This is a genomic window from Janthinobacterium foliorum (assembly GCF_978021625.1).
In genome coordinates, this window is record NZ_CDXDQE010000012.1 from 189741 (window position 1) to 204040 (window position 14300).

At 63.1% G+C, this 14300-nt stretch carries 13 protein-coding genes; 9 read left to right on the plus strand and 4 right to left on the minus strand.

Annotated elements, in window-relative coordinates:
- Positions 1-114 precede the first annotated feature (114 nt).
- From hemC to ACZ92H_RS22575, 6 genes are all read left to right on the plus strand, one after another.
- Positions 115-1143 carry a hydroxymethylbilane synthase gene (gene hemC / locus ACZ92H_RS22550; protein WP_465051086.1) on the plus strand — a complete coding sequence of 343 codons (1029 nt, stop codon included), beginning with the start codon at positions 115-117 and terminating at the stop codon, positions 1141-1143.
- Entirely contained in the window at positions 1136-1927 is a 792-nt protein-coding gene (locus ACZ92H_RS22555; protein WP_131377607.1) for a uroporphyrinogen-III synthase, read from the plus strand. Before hemC ends, ACZ92H_RS22555 begins: the two co-directional genes overlap by 8 nt.
- On the plus strand, positions 1924-3072 hold the full coding sequence (locus ACZ92H_RS22560) for a uroporphyrinogen-III C-methyltransferase (protein ID WP_131377604.1): 1149 nt from the start codon (positions 1924-1926) through the stop codon (positions 3070-3072). The genes ACZ92H_RS22555 and ACZ92H_RS22560 overlap by 4 nt, the downstream gene beginning before the upstream one ends.
- 4 nt (positions 3073-3076) lie before the next feature.
- Positions 3077-4273: a heme biosynthesis protein HemY gene (locus ACZ92H_RS22565; protein ID WP_131377601.1), complete on the plus strand. Its 1197-nt coding sequence runs from the start codon at positions 3077-3079 to the stop codon at positions 4271-4273.
- Between the two features lie 148 nt (positions 4274-4421).
- Positions 4422-4970 (plus strand): inorganic diphosphatase, encoded by a 549-nt coding sequence (ppa, locus tag ACZ92H_RS22570; RefSeq protein WP_131377598.1) that lies wholly within the window; start codon positions 4422-4424, stop codon positions 4968-4970.
- A gap of 196 nt (positions 4971-5166) precedes the next feature.
- Complete coding sequence (locus ACZ92H_RS22575; RefSeq protein ID WP_131377595.1) at positions 5167-5748, plus strand: HdeD family acid-resistance protein; 582 nt, start codon at positions 5167-5169, stop codon at positions 5746-5748.
- Positions 5749-5809: 61 nt separating this feature from the next.
- Here ACZ92H_RS22575 and ACZ92H_RS22580 read toward each other — a convergent pair whose 3' ends face one another.
- On the minus strand, positions 5810-6955 hold the full coding sequence (locus ACZ92H_RS22580) for a GNAT family N-acetyltransferase (protein WP_465051112.1): 1146 nt from the start codon (positions 6953-6955) through the stop codon (positions 5810-5812).
- A gap of 87 nt (positions 6956-7042) precedes the next feature.
- Here ACZ92H_RS22580 and ACZ92H_RS22585 point away from each other — a divergent pair, with 87 nt between their 5' ends.
- Together ACZ92H_RS22585 and ACZ92H_RS22590 are read left to right on the plus strand one after the other, a co-directional pair.
- Positions 7043-8659 carry an NAD+ synthase gene (locus tag ACZ92H_RS22585; RefSeq protein ID WP_465051087.1) on the plus strand — a complete coding sequence of 539 codons (1617 nt, stop codon included), beginning with the start codon at positions 7043-7045 and terminating at the stop codon, positions 8657-8659.
- A gap of 172 nt (positions 8660-8831) precedes the next feature.
- Complete coding sequence (locus tag ACZ92H_RS22590; protein WP_034758685.1) at positions 8832-9170, plus strand: P-II family nitrogen regulator; 339 nt, start codon at positions 8832-8834, stop codon at positions 9168-9170.
- 164 nt (positions 9171-9334) lie between these two features.
- Here ACZ92H_RS22590 and ACZ92H_RS22595 read toward each other — a convergent pair whose 3' ends face one another.
- The 3 genes from ACZ92H_RS22595 to trxB form a co-directional block, all read right to left on the minus strand.
- Positions 9335-9964 carry a trimeric intracellular cation channel family protein gene (locus ACZ92H_RS22595; protein ID WP_071324539.1) on the minus strand — a complete coding sequence of 210 codons (630 nt, stop codon included), beginning with the start codon at positions 9962-9964 and terminating at the stop codon, positions 9335-9337.
- 123 nt (positions 9965-10087) lie between these two features.
- A complete protein-coding gene (locus ACZ92H_RS22600; protein WP_465051088.1) occupies positions 10088-10762 on the minus strand; it encodes a Smr/MutS family protein in 675 nt (224 codons plus the stop codon).
- A 7-nt stretch (positions 10763-10769) separates the two neighbouring features.
- Positions 10770-11723: a thioredoxin-disulfide reductase gene (gene trxB, locus ACZ92H_RS22605; protein ID WP_465051089.1), complete on the minus strand. Its 954-nt coding sequence runs from the start codon at positions 11721-11723 to the stop codon at positions 10770-10772.
- Between the two features lie 214 nt (positions 11724-11937).
- Here trxB and ACZ92H_RS22610 point away from each other — a divergent pair, with 214 nt between their 5' ends.
- A complete protein-coding gene (locus ACZ92H_RS22610) occupies positions 11938-14298 on the plus strand; it encodes a DNA translocase FtsK (protein ID WP_465051090.1) in 2361 nt (786 codons plus the stop codon).
- Positions 14299-14300: the final 2 nt, after the last annotated feature.

Genomic DNA, 14300 nt, shown 5'->3' on the forward strand with positions numbered 1-14300 from the left:
GTGGTCTTCAACATGGACGCTAGCCTGACTTGGCCGTGTAGGCAAAGGGATAACGATTATAGCGAGGCCGGACGCCATTCAGGTACAAATGAATATCCGGCCACGCCAATCATAATGACAACGATAGCGACAGCGAAAGAACTTGTTTTGAAAGCATCCGAATTGACCCCGAATATTCCTTCCCGACTGGTGATCGCCACGCGCGAAAGCCGTCTTGCCATGTGGCAAGCTGAACATGTGCGTGCGCGCCTGGCCGCATTGTATCCACAGTGTAGCGTTGAAATTCTCGGCATGACCACACGCGGCGACCAGATTCTCGACCGCGCGTTGTCCAAGGTAGGCGGCAAGGGCCTGTTCGTCAAGGAACTGGAAGTGGCGATGGAGGAAGGGCGTGCCGACCTGGCCGTGCATTCGCTGAAGGACGTGCCGATGGAGTTGCCGCAAGGCTTTGCCCTGGCCGCCATCCTCGAGCGCGAAGATCCGCGCGACGCCTTTGTCTCGAACGACTACGCCAGCCTCGATGCGCTGCCGCACGGCGCCGTGGTGGGCACGAGCAGCCTGCGCCGCCAGTCGCTGATCGCCGCGCGCTACCCGCACCTGACGATTTTGCCCCTGCGCGGCAACCTCGACACGCGCTTGGGCAAGCTGGACCGTGGCGACTATGCCGCCATCATCCTGGCCGCCGCCGGCCTGAAACGCCTGGGCCTGGCGTCGCGCATCCGCGCCGTGCTGGCGCCGGAAAACAGCCTGCCGGCCGCCGGCCAGGGCGCCATGGCGATCGAGATCCGCAGCGCCCGGGCGGACAGCGCCGATCTGCTGCGCCTGCTGGCGCCGCTGAACCACGCGGACACGGCGCAGGCCGTCACGGCCGAGCGCAAGGTGTCGAAGATTTTCGGCGGCAGCTGCCAGATTCCGCTGGCCGCATTTGCCACGGTCGATGGCGAACAGATGCGCCTGCGCGCCATGGTTGCCACGCCCGATGGCGCGCGCATGGCCAGCGCCGATGTCAGCGGCCCCGCCAGCGGGCCGGAATTGCTGGGCGAACAAGTGGCCGAATTGCTGCGCGGGCAGGATGCCGCCGGCATCCTCGCCTCGTGCGCCGTCACGCCAGACAACCATGAAGGCCTGGCGCCGCATGCCTGACACCGTGGTGATCACGCGGCCCGCGGCGCAAGCGGGGCCGCTGGCCGCCAAGGTCGCCGCGCTGGGCTTGCCCGTGCAACTGCTGCCGCTGCTGGAAATCCACGCCCTCGATGGCGGGCAGGAGCGCGCGCAGCTGCAAGCCGTGCTGGCGCGCCTGCCCGAGTACGACCTGGTGGTGTTCGTCTCGCCGAACGCCATCGACTGCGTCTTCGCGCATCTGTCCGCCTGGCCGGCCGGCGTGCCGCTGGCCGTGGTGGGCGAGGGCAGCCGTCTGGCCCTGGCCGCGCACGGCGTCACGGACGCCAACGCCAGCATCACCAGCCCGCTGGACACGGCGCGCAGCGATTCCGAACATTTGCTGCTGGCGCTGGACTTGCCGGCCCTGCGCGGCAAGCGCGCGCTGATCGTGCGCGGCGATGGCGGACGCGACTTCCTGGCCGACGGCTTGCGCGCGGCGGGCGCAACTGTCGAGTTCGTCACCGCCTACCGCCGCCAGGTGCCGGCCTTGACGCCAGCGTTGCGGGCGACCCTGGAAAACTTGTTGCAGCATAATAACGACTGGATCATCACCAGCTCGGAAGCGCTGCGCGGTTTGCTGGAATTGCTGGCTGCGCTCGATGAAAGCGGCAGTGAAAAAGGGGTTGTTGTGAAAATGCAACAACAGCATCTGATCGTGCCACACGCCCGCATTGCACAAACGGCGGCCGCCCTGGGCTTTGCCCGGGTCACCTTGACAGGATCAGGCGACGCAGGAGTGCTCGCCGCGTTACAATCACGACCATGAACGAAATGCCTACCATCTCCGAAACGAATGCATCGCCTGGCAGCGCCGTGAAGACGGCGCCGCAGGCGGCCGACCAATCCGCTGGCCGCGCGCCGAGCTTGCTCGAGCAGTTGCAAAAGCCCATGAGTATCGCCGTCATCGTGCTGGCGGTGCTGCTGGCCGCGCAAAGCTGGTCGACCAGCAAGCAGATCCGCAGCCTGCGCGAAGAAGTGGCCAAGCGCCTGCAAAAAGGCGATGTCAGCAATGCCGAAACGGGCGTGCTGGCGCGCACCGTGCAAGAAGGCACGAAAGAGCTGCAAATCAAGGTGGGGGCGCTGGAAAACCGCCAGAGCGAAACCCAGAGCCAGCAGCTGGCGCTTGAACAACTGTATAACGACCTGTCGAAGAACCGCGACGAGTGGGCGCTGACGGAAATCGAGCAAGTGCTGTCGACCGCCAGCCAGCAGCTGCAACTGGCCGGCAACGTGCCGGGCGCGCTGATCGCCCTGCAAAACGCCGACCGCAGCCTGTCGCGCTCGGACAAGCCGCAATTCATCACCATCCGCCGCGCCATCGGCCGCGACATGGAAAAACTCAAGGCCCTGCCCAGCGTCGATTCGACGGGCGTGGCCCTGCGCCTCGACGCCGTGATCGCCCAGATCGATGCCTTGCCGATGCTGTCCGACGAAACGCCGGCCTTGCCGGCCGCGCCGGAAAAGCCGGGCAAGGCCAAGCCGGCGCGCGATGCCGCCGGCAAGCTGGTGGGGCCGCCGGCGCCGGAACCGCTGCTGCAGAAAGTGCGCGATGGCTGGGACACATGGAGCAGCGACATGTGGAGCGACGTGCGCCAGTTGATCCGCATCCGCCGCGTCGACACGCCGGAAGCGCTGATGCTGTCGCCGACGCAATCGTATTTCCTGCGTGAAAACGTCAAGCTGCGCCTGCTGAATGCCCGCATGGCCCTGCTGTCGCGCAATGAAACGGCGTTCCGCAACGACTTGATCGCCGCCCAGGATGCGCTGGCGAAGTATTTCGATACGCGCGCCCGCAGCACGCAGACGGCGCAAGCCCTGCTGCGCCAGGTGCAGGCCAGCAACCTGGCCATCGAAATGCCGACCTTGTCCGACAGCCTGACGGCTGTGCGCAACTACAAAGCGAAGTCCTGAGCCCATGCGTCTATTTCTCTGGTTACTCGCCCTGATGGCCGCGGCGATCGGTATCGCCGTGACGGCCCGTTTTAATCCTGGCAACGTGGTGCTGTTCTATCCGCCGTACCGCATCGACTTGTCGCTCAATCTGTTCCTGCTGCTGCAGGTGCTGCTGTTCGCGCTGCTGTATTTCCTGCTGCGCGCCGTGCGCGCCACCGTGCGGATGCCGGCGCAAGTGGCCGCCTATCGCCAGCGCAAGCGTGAGCGCGATGGCAACAAGGGCTTGCGCGAAGCCTTGAAAGCCCTGTTTGAAGGCCGTTTCGGCCATGCCGAGAAGGCCGCCCTGCGCGCCGCCGAACTGGAAGAAAACGCCGGCCTGGCCGCGCTGATCGGCGCGCGCGCCGCGCACCGCATGCGCCAGTCGGAACGCCGCGACAGCTGGCTGGCCCGCGTCGAAGGCGATGCGAGCCTGAAAACGGCGCGCCTGATGACGGTGACGGAATTGCTGGTCGACGACCATCAGCCGGAAGCGGCGCTGGCCGCCGTGCGCGAGCTCAACGCCAGCGGCACGCGCCATATCCACGCGCTGCAATGGTCGCTGAAAGCGGAGCAGCAGGCGAAGAACTGGCCGGAAGTGCTGCGCCTCGTGCGTTCGCTCGACAAGCACCGGGCCCTGCATCCGGCCCTGTCGTCGCGCCTGCGCGAGCTGGCGTACGACCATTTGCTGTCCGATCCCACGCACGACGCCGAGTCCCTGATGCGCGTCTGGTCCACCGTGCCGAGCAGCGACCGGGTCAAGCCCTACATCGCCTGCCGCGCCGCCACGGCCCTGAACGCGCGCGGCCTGCACGACGAAGCGCGCCTGGTGTGCGAAGAATCGCTGGCCGCCGACTGGGACGACCGCGTGGTGCGCGCCTACCGCGAAGCGGCGGCGCCGGCCGGCACGCCGGCCCTGCTGCTGCAGATCGAGCATTGCGAACAGTGGCTGAAGCAGCGTCCGCTGGATGCGGAGCTGGCGCTGACCCTGGGTTCGCTGTGCCTGAAGCAAAAACTCTGGGGCAAGGCGCAGCGCCACCTGGAGCAGGCCTTGTCGGATGCGAACGAGCCGCAGATGGTGCGCGAGGCGCACCTGAAGCTGGCGCAGATGCACGATGCCTTGCAGCAAACCGAGCAAGCGGCCGCGCATTACCGGCAGTGCGCCTTGGCAACAATTCTGTAAGCCAGTCGTCAGATAAGTGCCAGAGTCAGCGAAAGAGCCCGTTTCCCAAAAGAAAACGGGCTCTTTTTTATGTGCTGCGGCGCACAAGCCCAGCCGACTTCTCTATAATTACGCCGTTAAAACACAATCCGCATAATGAGGAAAATCCATGAGTTTGAATAACGTCTCTTCCGGCCGCGACCTGCCGAACGATTTCAACGTCGTCATCGAAATCCCGATGAACGCCGATCCGATCAAGTACGAAGTCGACAAGGAAAGCGGCGCGATCTTCGTCGATCGCTTCATGGGTACCGCCATGCATTACCCGTGCAACTATGGCTACGTGCCAAACACCCTGTCGCCGGACGGCGACCCGGTCGACGTGCTGGTCATTACCCCATTCCCGCTGATCCCTGGCGTGGTGGTGCGCTGCCGCCCTATCGGCGTGCTGAAAATGACCGACGAGTCGGGCGAAGACGCAAAAGTGCTGGCCGTGCCAGTCGACAAGGTCCTGTCGATCTACAGCCACTGGCAAAAGCCGGAAGACTTGAATGAGCTGCGCCTGCGCCAGATCCAGCATTTCTTCGAGCACTACAAAGACCTGGAAAAAGGCAAATGGGTCAAGATCGACGGCTGGTATGGTCCTGACGTGGCCAAGGAAGAAATCCTGGGCGGTGTTGCCGCCTACAAGGCGGAAGCCGAAAAGGCAGCTTCCTGAGCCAGTGATTCCCCGCAGCGCCGGCGGCTAGCCGCCGGTAGTCTGTCGTGTGCGAGTAAAAAGCGCACCCTGCTATGATGGCCGGGTGCGCTTTTTTATTGCCACAACATAACTCTTTCCGATGGATTGGACGGCATGCACACGCCTGAAATATTATCGAAAAGTTAACTTTGCAATGCTTTGAACGGGAGGTGGTATGTATACTGAGCACTTATTGATGCGCTCGTGGTGGGTGCTGGCCCTGCGTGGCCTGGCGGCAGTCGCCTTTGGCGTCATCACCCTGGCCTTGCCGGGCGTGACGGTGTTGTCGCTGCTGACCGTGTTTGCCGTGTATGCGCTGCTGGGCGGCGGCGCCTCCATCGTCGGCGCCTTCAGCAACCGCAAGCATGGCGGCGACTGGTGGGCCTTGCTGCTGCTGGGCATCTGCGGCCTGGCCGTGGGCATTTTGACCATCATCTATCCGCTGCTGACGACCTTTGCCTTGATCGTCATGATGGGCGTCAACGCCCTGATCTCGGGCGTGTTCGATATCGTGCTGGCGATCCGCCTGCGCAAGGCCATCCGGGGTGAATGGCTGCTGGTGCTCAACGCCATTATTTCCATCGCCTTCGGCATCCTGATCCTCGTCTTCCCCGCCGCCGGCACCTTCGCGCTGGTATGGATGATCGGCGTGTACGCCTTGCTGACGGGTATCTTGCTGCTGAGCCTGGCATGGCGCGCCTACAAGCTGAAAAAGGACGGCACCTTCGGTTCCGGCGCGGGGCGCTCGGCCGCCTGATTCCCGTTCCTCGGCCGTGACCATAAGCGCTCCCCGCCACCTGGCCGGGAGCGCTTGTGCGTTACAGGGGCGGTGCGGCGCGAAACGGGCTGTGCTCGGTCAATTCATCGAGATAGGCATCGATGCCGCCCCGTTCGCGTTCCAGGAAGCGCTGCACGGCGTCGGCGAAGGCGGGATGCGCCAGCCAGTGGGCGGACCAGGTCTTTTGCGGCAGGAAGCCCCGTGCCATCTTGTGCTCGCCCTGCGCGCCGCCCTCGAAGGTGGCGATGCCGCTGGCGATGCAAAACTCCAGCGGCTGGTAGTACGCCGTTTCGAAATGCAGGCAGGGCACGTGTTCCAGCGCACCCCAGTAGCGGCCATACAGGGTGTCGCCCGTGTGGATCACCAGCGAGGCGGCAATGGCCCGGCCGTCGCGCTCGGCGATCACGAGTAAGATGTTTTCCGGCATGCTGGCGCCGATGCGCCGGAAGAAGTCCAGCGACAAATAAGGCGAGGAGCGGTGTTCCGCATAGGTATTGCTGTAGCAGCGGTGGAACAGCTGCCAGTCGGCATCCGTCGCCGCCACCCCGCGCACCTGGCGCATGGCCACGCCGGCTTCCTGCACCTTGCGCCGCTCGGCGCGGATATTCTTGCGCTTCTTGGGTTCCAGGGTGGCGAGGAATTGCTCGAAATCCCTGTAGCCGGGATTGAGCCAGTGAAACTGCACGCCGCTGCGCAGCAGGTAGCCGGCTTGCGCCAGCTGGCGCGCTTCGGATTCCGGCGGGAACAGGATATGCGTGGATGACACCCCGGCCGCTTGCTGCTGCGCTTGCAAAAAGGCCAGCAGGGCGGCGCGCGCTTCGCCATCGCGGGCCAGCAGGCGCGTGCCGCTGACGGGCGTGAACGGAATTGCCGACAGCAGTTTCGGGTAATACTCCAGGCCATGCTGCTGATAAGCATCGGCCCAGGCCCAGTCGAACACGTATTCGCCATACGAGTGCAGCTTCACATACAGGGGCAGGGCGGCGGCCAGGGTCTCGCCTTCCCACAGCACCAGGTAATTCGGCTGCCAGCCCGTGTCCGCGCTGGCGCAGCCCGATTCGTGCAGCGCATGCAGGAAAGCGTAGGAAAGGAAGGGATTGGCGTCTGGCTGGCGCGCCAGCAGGTCTGTCCAGGCCGCTTCGCCAATTTCAGCCAGGGTCGAGACGATAGCCGTGCGATAATTCATTGTTGTAGTGTGCATTCATCACTCTCGGGGCGCCACCACCGGCCTGTGCGCCACCGTCTTGTTTAATAAAACGAAATTTCCATCATCATGACAGTCAAAGTCGCAATTGCTCAAATGAATAGTACGGTCGGCGATCTGGCCGGCAACCGTGCCAAGATCTTCGACCTTTCCCGCCGCGCCTTTGCAGCGGGCGCCGATATCGTGCTCACGCCGGAACTGTCGCTGGTCGGCTATCCACCCGAGGACCTGTTGCTGCGCAATGCATTCTACGCAAAAACGCAGGAAGCGTTTGCGGGGCTGGCCGCCGACCTGGCCCAGTTCAAGGATTTGCACGTGGTGGTGGGCCTGCCCCTGCAGGATGAGAAGGGCGTGCGCCACAACGCCGCCTCCGTGCTGCTGAACGGCGAAGTGCTGGGCACCTACCGCAAGCACGACTTGCCGAACACGACAGTGTTCGATGAAAAGCGCTATTTCACGTCGTCCGACCAGGCTTTCGTGTTTGGCGTGAAAGGCGTGCGTTTCGGCATCAATATCTGCGAAGACACGTGGTTCGAGCACGCGCCCATGCGCGCCCGCGCGGCTGGCGCGCAAGTGCTGCTGGTGCCGAACGGTTCGCCATACCACATGAACAAGCAGCACCTGCGCTATGACACCATGCGCCGCAACGTCAGCGCGCAAGGCATGGCCCTCGTGTATGCCAATCTGGTGGGCGGCCAGGATGAACTGATTTTCGATGGCGACTCCTTCGTCATGGATGCGGCCGGCACCATCTGCGCCCAGCTGCGCCATTTCGAGGAAGACTTGCAGCTCGTCGAGTTCGACGGCGCCGCGCCCGTGCCGCAAGCCCTGGCCGCGCCGCTGACGACGGAAGCGCAGGTGTACCAGGCGCTGGTGCTGGGCGTGCGCGACTACATCGGCAAGAACGGTTTCCCCGGCGTGCTGATCGGCATGTCGGGCGGCGTCGATTCCGCCCTGACCCTGGCCATTGCCGTCGATGCGCTGGGCGCCGACAAGGTGCGCGCCGTCATGATGCCGTCGCAATTTACGGCCGATATCTCGTGGATCGATTCGCGCGACATGGTAAAACGCCTGAATGTGCGCTACGATGAAATTCCGATCAAGCAAACCTTCGACGCCTTCCGCGCCACCCTGGCTGACGAGTTCGCCGGACTGGCGGAAGATGCGACGGAAGAGAACATCCAGGCGCGCATCCGCGGCACCTTGCTGATGGCCTTGTCGAACAAGCATGGCAGCATCGTGCTGACGACCGGCAACAAGAGCGAGATGGCCGTCGGTTATTGCACCCTGTACGGCGACATGGCGGGCGGCTTTGCCGTCATCAAGGATATCGCCAAGACCTTGGTGTACCGTTTGTGTGCATACCGCAACAGTGTGTCGGAGGTGATTCCCGAGCGCATCCTGACGCGCGGACCGTCGGCTGAACTGCGCGCCGACCAGCTGGACCAGGATTCCTTGCCGCCGTATGACATACTCGACGGCATCATGCAGCTGTACATGGAAGAAAACCGGCCGATCGCCGACATTATCGAGGCTGGCTACCCGCCGGACGACGTGGCGAAAATCACGCGCCTGATCAAGATCAATGAGTACAAGCGTCGCCAGTCGCCGGTGGGCATCCGCGTCACGCACAGGGGCTTTGGCCGCGACTGGCGCTACCCGATTACCTCCAAGTTTTACGAATAAGGCGGGAGGCCCGTCCAAGCTGCAGCGCAGCGCACTGCCGGTCCTCCCTTGCGCACCGTACCAAAGGTCGGCTGCGCTACGCAAGCCGGTAGTGCACTTGCTCGCTACGCTTGTGCGGGGTCCCGTTAAGCCAGTGGGTGAAGAATTGACGATTATCAATAAGGAGAAAGCCATGAAGCAGATTACAGCCATCATCAAACCATTCAAGCTCGACGAAGTGCGCGAAGCCTTGGCCGATGTGAACGTTACGGGCTTGACCGTGACGGAAGTGAAGGGCTTTGGCCGCCAGAAGGGCCATACCGAGCTGTACCGTGGTGCCGAGTACGTGGTCGATTTCCTGCCGAAAGTCAAAGTCGAAGTGGTGGTGGACGACAGCGTATCGGAGCTGGTGGTCGACGCCATCATCAAGGCGGCCCGCACGGGCAAGATCGGCGACGGCAAGATCTTCGTGCGCGACGTGGAGCAGGTCATCCGCATCCGCACGGGCGAGACCGGCCCGGACGCCGTTTAAGCTTTCTTGCCGGGTCTATGCCAATGATGCTGTCGGATTACGGCTCTTCGAGCCTAATCCGACCTACTGCCTGATATCCGTCGATACGCGTAGGTCGGGTTAGCGCCTGCGCGTAATCCGACGTGAGCCGCCCGGCATCTTGCTGGATCTCCTCCTGGCGAGGTTCAGCGCCCCAGCCGCATGTCGAATTTCCAGCAAATCAGGCGCAAAATGGTGATGCCGCTGGCGCTGGTCCACAGCGCAAAGTCGTGCTCGGCGCCGAAGTGCATCTGCAATAGATAAGCCCAGCAGCCGAAGAAGGCGCAGATGGCATACGGTTTGCCGTCGCGAAAGACCATCGGCACTTCATTGCAGACGATGTCGCGCATCACGCCGCCGAAAATTCCCGTAATCACGCCCATCATCGAGGCGATAAAAATCGGCATGCCGGCGCGCATGGCTTCAGCCACGCCGGCGATGGCGAACATGCCCAGGCCGATGGCGTCGGCCACGACGATCAGGCGTTCCGAGACGATCTGGCGCAGGTGCTGGATCAGCGGCGCGGCCGTCAGGGCCAGCACGAAGATCAAAATCGCGTATTCCTGGTGCGACACCCAGAACAAAGGCCGCTTGTCGAGCAGGATGTCGCGCAGGGTGCCGCCGCCGAACGCCGTGATGAAGGCCACGACGAAGACGCCGACCAGGTCCATGCGCTTGCGGCGTGCCTCGATGAAACCGGAAAACGCGCCCACCAGGATGGCGATGACCTCGATGATCTTGATCAGCGAGCCAGGCGGCAATTGGGGTGGCATCATGGGCGGAGCGCGAGGACAGGAAATAATTGTCACAGGTTAACATGACACGGCCCCGAATGGTGACAAACGGGGCCGTGTGCAGTGTGGTACGTGTGACGGAATGGTAATTGCTTGCTGTCAGGCTTAGCGGATGGGCTGCAAGGCTGCCGAAAGCAAGACGACCAGCGCGCCATCGCCCCCTTCGGAACGGCGCGCCTGGCAAAAGGCGATGACTTCATCCTTCTGCACGAGCCAGCTGTGCACCATGGATTTGAGCACCGGTTCCTGGCCTTTCGAGCCAAAACCCTTGCCGTGAATCACGCGCACGCAGCGCAGCTTGCGCCGCGTGGCCTGGTTCAGGAAGGCGCCGATGCCGTCGCGCGCCTCGTCGCGGCGCAAACCGTGCAAGTCCAGTTCATCCTGGATGGGCCAGTGGCCCTTGCGCATCTTCTTTACCACGTCCGGTCCCACGCCGGGGCGGGCGTAATTCAGGGCCGGATCGTTTTCCAGGTAATGGTCGACTTCGAACAAGTCCGACAGCGATTCGCGCAGCACGGCCGCATCGTCCTCTTCCGGCGTGAGCTTGCGTGCCGGCTGTGCCGCAGCCATGGCGCCCGTCTTGGGCAGGCTGGGCACATAGCGGTCCGACTCGGGCAGGCGCTTGACGCCGCCGATGCTGGCCTTGAAGAGATTGCTCTCCACGGCCCGCACCTGCACCTGCTTGGCGCGCTCGGCTTCAGCCTGGGCGCGCGCATCGGCCTGTTCCTTGAGCTGCTTGCTGACCGCTTTCAGGTCGGCAAAGTCTTTCATCGACGCCATGCGGCGATTACTCCTGGCCTTCCAGGTAGCGCTGGGCGTCCAGTGCTGCCATGCAACCCGTACCGGCGCTGGTGATGGCCTGGCGGTAGATATGGTCCTGCACGTCGCCGGCGGCGAACACGCCCGGCGCGCTGGTGGCCGTGGCCATGCCTTCCAGGCCCGTCCTGGTCTTGATGTAGCCGTTGTGCATCTCCAGCTGGCCTTCGAAGATGCCCGTGTTCGGCTTGTGGCCGATGGCGATGAAGACGCCGTGCACGGACAGCGCTTCGACCTTGCCGTCGATGGTCGACTTGATGTTCAGGCCCGTGACGCCGCCTTCGTTGCCCGTCACTTCGTCGAGGGTGTGGTTATATTTCAACACGATCTTGCCTTCGGCAACCTTGGCGTTCAGGCGGTCGATCAAGATCGCTTCCGCGCGGAACTTGTCGCGGCGATGGATCAGGGTGACTTTATTGGCGATGTTCGACAGGTACAGCGCTTCCTCGACGGCCGTATTGCCGCCGCCGACGACGGCCACTTCCTGGTTGCGGTAGAAGAAGCCATCGCAGGTGGCGCAGGCGGACACGCCCTTGCCCATGAATTCCGCTTCCGATGGCAGGCCCAGGTATTGCGCGGACGCGCCCGTGGCGATGATCAGGGTGTCGCAGGTGTAGTCATGGCTGTCGCCCTTCAGGCGGATCGGCTTTTCATTCAGGAAAGTGGTGTGGATGTGGTCAAACACGATTTCCGTATTGAAACGCTCGGCGTGCTGCAGCAGGCGCTGCATCAAGTCCGGGCCTTGCACGCCCATCGGGTCGCCTGGCCAGTTTTCCACGTCGGTGGTGGTCATCAGCTGGCCGCCTTGTTCCACGCCGGTCACCAGCATCGGGTTCAGGTTGGCGCGCGCGGCGTAGACGGCGGCGCTATAGCCGGCGGGGCCGGAACCGAGAATCAAGACGCGGGCGTGTTTGGTAGTAGTCATGGGAGCTTCTCTATGAGTGTGGTCTATCCGAATTGGGGGCGTACGCGCGAAGAACAAGGACGTATTGCGCTTGCGCAAGCAATCCCAGATTATAGACCAAGCCGCCTGAGGCGACGAATCGTGGGGCCATCCATGACATATATGGCTTAGAATACATCCTTATTATGGGAAATTCCCTTCCAGAAACATTTATCACCTTGCAGCGCTTCCCAGAATGACTAAACCAGCCCAGGCCAATCAAAATAGCTACACCCGTAAACCGGTCGAACGCCGGCCTTTGCCGAACCGGCTGGTAAGGCTGCTGTCGGAGGCGCGCTGGTTCGCGCTGGCCGCGTTTGCCCTGTACTTCGTGCTGATTCTGGCCAGCTTCAACAAGCTCGATCCGGGCTGGTCGCACGCCACCAACGTCGACAAGGTCGCCAACCTGGGCGGCAAGCTGGGCGCGACCTTCTCCGATCTGCTGCTGTATATCTTCGGCTTTTCCGCCTGGTGGTGGTGCGTGTGGCTGCTGCGCACCGTATGGAATGGCTATCGCCGCCTGAGTAAGCGCTTCCTGCTGGAAGAAGAGGAAGTCGAGCGCGAGCACCACGTCGAGATGCTGATCCGCATTGTCGGCTTCTCCATCATGCTGATCGGCAGCATGGGCCTGGAATACCTGCGCATGGCGAAAAGCCTGCACGTGCAGCTGCCGCGCGACCCCGGCGGCGTGCTGGGCCAGCTGGTGGGGCATTCCGCCCACGTGGCCTTCGGCTTCACCGGCGCTACCTTATTACTGTTGCTGCTGTTCGGCCTGGGCTTTTCCCTGTTCTTCCACGTATCCTGGTTGCAAGTGGCCGAGCGCATCGGCGGCGCCATCGAAGACGCCTTCAACTGGTTCGTGCTGCGCTACCAGGACCGCGAAGACCGCCGCCAGGGCGAAGTGGCTGCCGTGCGCCGCGACGAGGTGGTGGTCATCGAGCGGGCCAAGCACGTGGAAAAGCACGTGGCCGCGCCGCCCGTGAAGATCGAGCCGCAGGTCGTCACGGTGGTGAAATCGGAACGCGTGGAAAAGGAGCGCCAGGCCCACCTGTTCGAGAACCTGGGCGATGGCAAGCTGCCGCCGCTGTCCCTGCTCGACGAGGCGCCGCCCGTGGTGGAAACCGTGTCCGTGGAAACCCTGGAATTCACGAGCCGCCTGATCGAAAAGAAACTCTCCGACTTTGGCGTGGATGCCAAGGTAGTGGCCGCTTATCCCGGTCCCGTCGTGACGCGCTACGAAATCGAGCCGGCCACGGGCGTGAAGGGCAGCCAGATCGTCGGCCTGGCGCGCGACCTGGCCCGTTCGCTGTCGCTCACGTCCATCCGGGTAGTGGAAACCATTCCAGGCAAGAACTACATGGCCTTGGAATTGCCGAATAGCAAGCGCCAGATCGTGCGCCTGACGGAAATTCTCGGCTCCAAGGTCTACAACGATGGCGTGTCCAGCCTGACGATTGCGCTGGGCAAGGATATCGCCGGCAAGCCCGTCGTGGCCGATCTGGCGAAGATGCCCCACTTGCTGGTGGCCGGCACCACCGGTTCCGGCAAGTCCGTGGGCATCAATGCGACCATTCTGTCGCTGCTGTACAAGTCCGACCCGCTCGACGTGCGTTTGATTCTGATCGATCCGAAGATGCTGGAAATGTCCGTCTACGAAGGCATTCCGCACTTGCTGGCGCCCGTGGTGACGGACATGCGCCAGGCCGGCCACGCGCTGAACTGGGCCGTGAACGAGATGGAACGCCGCTACAAGCTGATGAGCAAGATGGGCGTGCGTAACCTGGCCGGCTACAACGCCAAGATAGCCGACGCGAAGAAGCGCGAAGAACATATCCCGAATCCGTTCAGCCTGACGCCCGATGCGCCGGAACCGCTGGAAAAACTGCCGACCATCGTCATCATCATCGACGAGCTGGCCGACCTGATGATGGTGGTGGGTAAAAAAGTCGAGGAATTGATCGCGCGCATCGCGCAAAAGGCGCGTGCCGCCGGTCTGCACTTGATTCTGGCCACGCAGCGCCCATCTGTCGACGTGATCACGGGTCTCATCAAGGCAAACATTCCCACGCGTATCGCGTTCCAGGTATCGTCGAAGATCGACTCGCGCACGATTCTGGACCAGATGGGCGCGGAAACCCTGCTGGGCATGGGCGACATGCTGTACATGCCGCCCGGCACCGGTTTGCCGATGCGCGTGCACGGCGCGTTCGTGTCCGATGAGGAAGTACACCGGGTCGTCAGCCATTTGAAGCTGCAGGGCGAACCGAATTACATCGAGGGCATCCTCGAAGGCGGCACCCTGGAAGGCGACGGCGCCGAAGGCGGCGCGCCGGGCGAGGGCGGCGGCGAGGCCGATGCCCTGTACGACCAGGCGGTGGCGGTGGTGCTGAAAAACCGCCGCGCCTCAATTTCGCTGGTCCAGCGCCATCTGCGCATCGGCTACAACCGCGCCGCCCGTCTGCTCGAGCAGATGGAGCAGAGCGGGGTGGTCTCAACCATGCAATCCAATGGCAACCGGGACATCCTGGTGCCGGCGGCCAGTGCAGAACAAGGATAGAG

Coding starts and splice junctions, on each gene's coding strand:
- ACZ92H_RS22565 (WP_131377601.1), top strand. CDS start 3,077: ATGCGTCTATTTCTCTGGTTACTCGCCCTGATGGCCGCGGCGATCGGT.
- ACZ92H_RS22590 (WP_034758685.1), top strand. CDS start 8,832: ATGAAGCAGATTACAGCCATCATCAAACCATTCAAGCTCGACGAAGTG.
- trxB (WP_465051089.1), bottom strand. CDS start 11,723: ATGACTACTACCAAACACGCCCGCGTCTTGATTCTCGGTTCCGGCCCC.
- ACZ92H_RS22580 (WP_465051112.1), bottom strand. CDS start 6,955: ATGAATTATCGCACGGCTATCGTCTCGACCCTGGCTGAAATTGGCGAA.
- ACZ92H_RS22560 (WP_131377604.1), top strand. CDS start 1,924: ATGAACGAAATGCCTACCATCTCCGAAACGAATGCATCGCCTGGCAGC.
- ACZ92H_RS22600 (WP_465051088.1), bottom strand. CDS start 10,762: ATGGCGTCGATGAAAGACTTTGCCGACCTGAAAGCGGTCAGCAAGCAG.
- ACZ92H_RS22595 (WP_071324539.1), bottom strand. CDS start 9,964: ATGATGCCACCCCAATTGCCGCCTGGCTCGCTGATCAAGATCATCGAG.
- ACZ92H_RS22610 (WP_465051090.1), top strand. CDS start 11,938: ATGACTAAACCAGCCCAGGCCAATCAAAATAGCTACACCCGTAAACCG.
- ACZ92H_RS22575 (WP_131377595.1), top strand. CDS start 5,167: ATGTATACTGAGCACTTATTGATGCGCTCGTGGTGGGTGCTGGCCCTG.
- ppa (WP_131377598.1), top strand. CDS start 4,422: ATGAGTTTGAATAACGTCTCTTCCGGCCGCGACCTGCCGAACGATTTC.
- hemC (WP_465051086.1), top strand. CDS start 115: ATGACAACGATAGCGACAGCGAAAGAACTTGTTTTGAAAGCATCCGAA.
- ACZ92H_RS22585 (WP_465051087.1), top strand. CDS start 7,043: ATGACAGTCAAAGTCGCAATTGCTCAAATGAATAGTACGGTCGGCGAT.
- ACZ92H_RS22555 (WP_131377607.1), top strand. CDS start 1,136: ATGCCTGACACCGTGGTGATCACGCGGCCCGCGGCGCAAGCGGGGCCG.